Source organism: Thermogladius sp. (assembly GCF_049970955.1).
Lineage (GTDB): Archaea > Thermoproteota > Thermoprotei_A > Sulfolobales > Desulfurococcaceae > Thermogladius.
Genome location: NZ_JBMFLY010000092.1, coordinates 1 through 2,935 on the forward strand (window position 1 = coordinate 1; position 2,935 = coordinate 2,935).

Below are 2,935 nucleotides of genomic sequence, written 5' to 3' on the forward strand. Positions count from 1 at the left end.
AGAGACGTAGAGGAGCCTATACTAGAGGGCATGTTGACCAAGCTTATGTCCCAAGTACGCAGCTTCGAGAAGACGATTCTCAACACTCACTGCCCCCCATACAATACAAACATCGACCTCGCTCCTAAACTAGTAGACTTTAAACCGGTGATTACGAGCGGGGGTGTTGTAATGGAGCACGTGGGCTGCAAGTCTGTTAGGAATATTATCGAGAGATACCAGCCGTTAATCGGGCTACACGGACACATACACGAGTCTAGAGGGGTTGACAAGATAGGTAGAACGCTCGTCTTAAACCCTGGTAGCGACTACAACGTAGGGGTTCTTAGGGCGGCCTACATCGTTCTAGAAGGTTCGAAAGTGAAATCGTACCTATTAGTCTCGGGCTGATTTTCCCTTTATACTCCAAGAAAATCTTACCCACCCTCCATACATGTTTTAATAGTTGTGTAAAGAGGAAACATATAGGTAAAGGTAACACTGGTGAAGACTATTGGCGACGAGAGAACTATATGTTAGAAAAGCATCTGGTCTTGTAAGGGCGATGAGTGCTTTCGACGCAATGAACTTGAATGTCTCTATGTGTAGCCCACCGCAAGGGGTTCTCTGGGCTTGGACATTCGGCCCAGCTATGATACTCGGCGTTCATTTAGCCTTATCGTACTTCCTAGGTATATGGGTTGTCCTTGTGAGCGGCGCGCTACTATACGCTCTGTGGATGATAGCGATCCCTAGGTCGGGAGGAGACTACGTTTGGTTTAGTAGGGCGGTACACCCCGCCTTCGGCTTCGCCGTGAACTGGTTTTTCTCGTTTGTCTTCTTGAACTGGTACGCCATGAACCTACAGACCATGGGGCCTTTCTGGCTAGCCCCGATATTCTACACTCTAGGCTACAAGGAGTTAGCTGATTGGGTCTCCTCGTGGATCGGCTCTGTTATAATAGGCACCCTATTCAATATAGCTTTCACGCTACTCTTACTATACGGGATTTCCACTTACAGTAAAATATGGAAGTACTTGTTCTTCATAGTCCTGGCTGGTTCAATAGTATACGCGGCAATACTCTACCTTACTCCGAGGGAAGTCTTCATAACGCGCTTCAACGCGGTCTCTAGTATCAAATACAACGAGGTAATAGACATCGCCCTGAAAAACGGCTGGGTTGCAGGTTGGACTATAGCAGGAGTCTTAATGGGTCTGGTATTCCCCTTGCAGAACTATAACTGGGCCGGGTTCCCTGCGTACGTCGCTGGCGAGGTAAGGAGGGTTGAGAGGTCCGCGTGGATCGGGATCGTGGGCGGACTAATTGTGATGGGGCTATGGTATAGCCTGCTCGGTTACAGCATCTACCACGTTGCCGGGCTAGACTTCCACAACGCTCTCGCCTACATTTACAACAGGGTTCCCGACAAATACCCGTTGCCGATACCACCCTACCCCCAGACATACCTCTGGATACTCTACCCCGACTTAGTCTGGCTGCAGGTTCTAGTAGGATTCCTGTGGTTCTTGTCGAACGTTTACCTGACTCCCCCCAACCTCCTGATATCCTCGAGGAACATGTTTGCCTGGTCGTTTGACAGGCTACTCCCCACGAGACTGACGAAGGTTAATGAGAAAGGCGCCCCTGTCTACACGGTAATAGTGTCGGCTATAATAGGAGAGCTCATAATGATGTTCGTGGCCTCTGCAACATACCAGGTCATGATAATGAATACATTCATAGTAATGATGGTGGTCTTGGGGCTAGTAGGGCTAGCCAGCTTCGTCTTCCCCTTCGTGAAGAGAGAGATGTATGAGATGTTTCCCGACCAAGCGAAGATCAACATAGGAGGCTATCCGTTGATATCTCTAGCAGGCTTAACCACAGCGATAGTAGCTTTCTGGGGCGCCTACTCCATGGCCTCGGCCCCAGCCTTAGGCGGGCTTAGCACAGCTTCACTGATATTCAACATAGCCATACTACTAGCTTCCATCCCAGTGTATGTAGGGGCGTACTTGTACAACAAGAGAGTACTGGGACTAGACATCACACTACTATTCAAGGAAATACCGCCGGGTTAATCACGCAAACTATTTTTTACCCTATCACGCATTCTTAATAAGGTGAGAGGGACATGATCACTTCTTTTGACGAGAAAATCGTCGCGAAAGCCCAGGAGATAGTTGAAAAAGCTAGCTCAAGAGGGATTATACTCAGGATAATCGGTGCGATCGGCATATACCTCCATATTAAAGACACACCCGAAGCGTTGAACTTCTATACTAGTACTCCCCGTTTAAGCGAGAGACAGACACTTTTCACAGATATAGACCTGGTTGCCTATAGTAAGCAGCGTAAAGACGTCATGAACTTCTTCGAGAAAGAGCTTAAGTACTCGTTTAACCCCCGCCTACAAATGATATTCGGGGGTAAGAGACTACTTTACATGGACCCCCACGACGGTTTCAAAGTTGACGTTTTCTTCGACAAGCTAGAGTTTAGCCACGATGTTCTCTTCGGTAGTGAACCGGGTAAGGGAAGACTTGAACTAGACTACCCTACTATAACACCAACAGACCTACTACTCGAGAAACTCCAAATCCACAACATAAACTTCAAGGATATAGTCGACATAACAGCCCTCTTGCTGTCACACGAGGTCGGAGAACGCCAGGAGGCGAACGTGATCGATGCTAAGTACATAGCTAGCGTACTAAGCGACGACTGGGGGTTCTGGTATGATGCGATGGAGAATCTTAAACTCGTAGAGCAGTACGCCCAAGGCTTCCTCGACAAAGGAGTTTTAAGCCAGCACCAACTCCAAACCATCAGATCGAGAATCAACAGGATCAGGGAGGTAGTTGACGCTACTCCGAAATCGAAGAACTGGCTGAAACGCGCCAAGGACGGCACTAAGAAGCCGTGGTATAGGGAGGTAGAAGAGTACGTTT

Annotated in this window: 3 protein-coding genes; all 3 read left to right on the forward strand. The window is 48.3% G+C overall.

All coding sequences use genetic code 11. The features are described 5' to 3' along the window. The coding region (locus ACP5VX_RS06850; protein ID WP_428725135.1) for a metallophosphoesterase family protein at window positions 1-390 on the forward strand (390 nt) is incomplete at its 5' end. A 154-nt stretch (window positions 391-544) separates the two neighbouring features. Next, window positions 545-2,065: an APC family permease gene (locus ACP5VX_RS06855; RefSeq protein WP_428725136.1), complete on the forward strand. Its 1,521-nt coding sequence runs from the start codon at window positions 545-547 to the stop codon at window positions 2,063-2,065. A gap of 53 nt (window positions 2,066-2,118) precedes the next feature. Then, window positions 2,119-2,935, forward strand: an 817-nt coding sequence (locus ACP5VX_RS06860) for a hypothetical protein (protein ID WP_428725137.1), incomplete at its 3' end; no start/stop codon positions are given.

Excerpts from the sequence above, each read along its gene's own strand:
- ACP5VX_RS06855 (WP_428725136.1), top strand. The coding sequence starts at position 545 with ATGAGTGCTTTCGACGCAATGAACTTGAATGTCTCTATGTGTAGCCCA.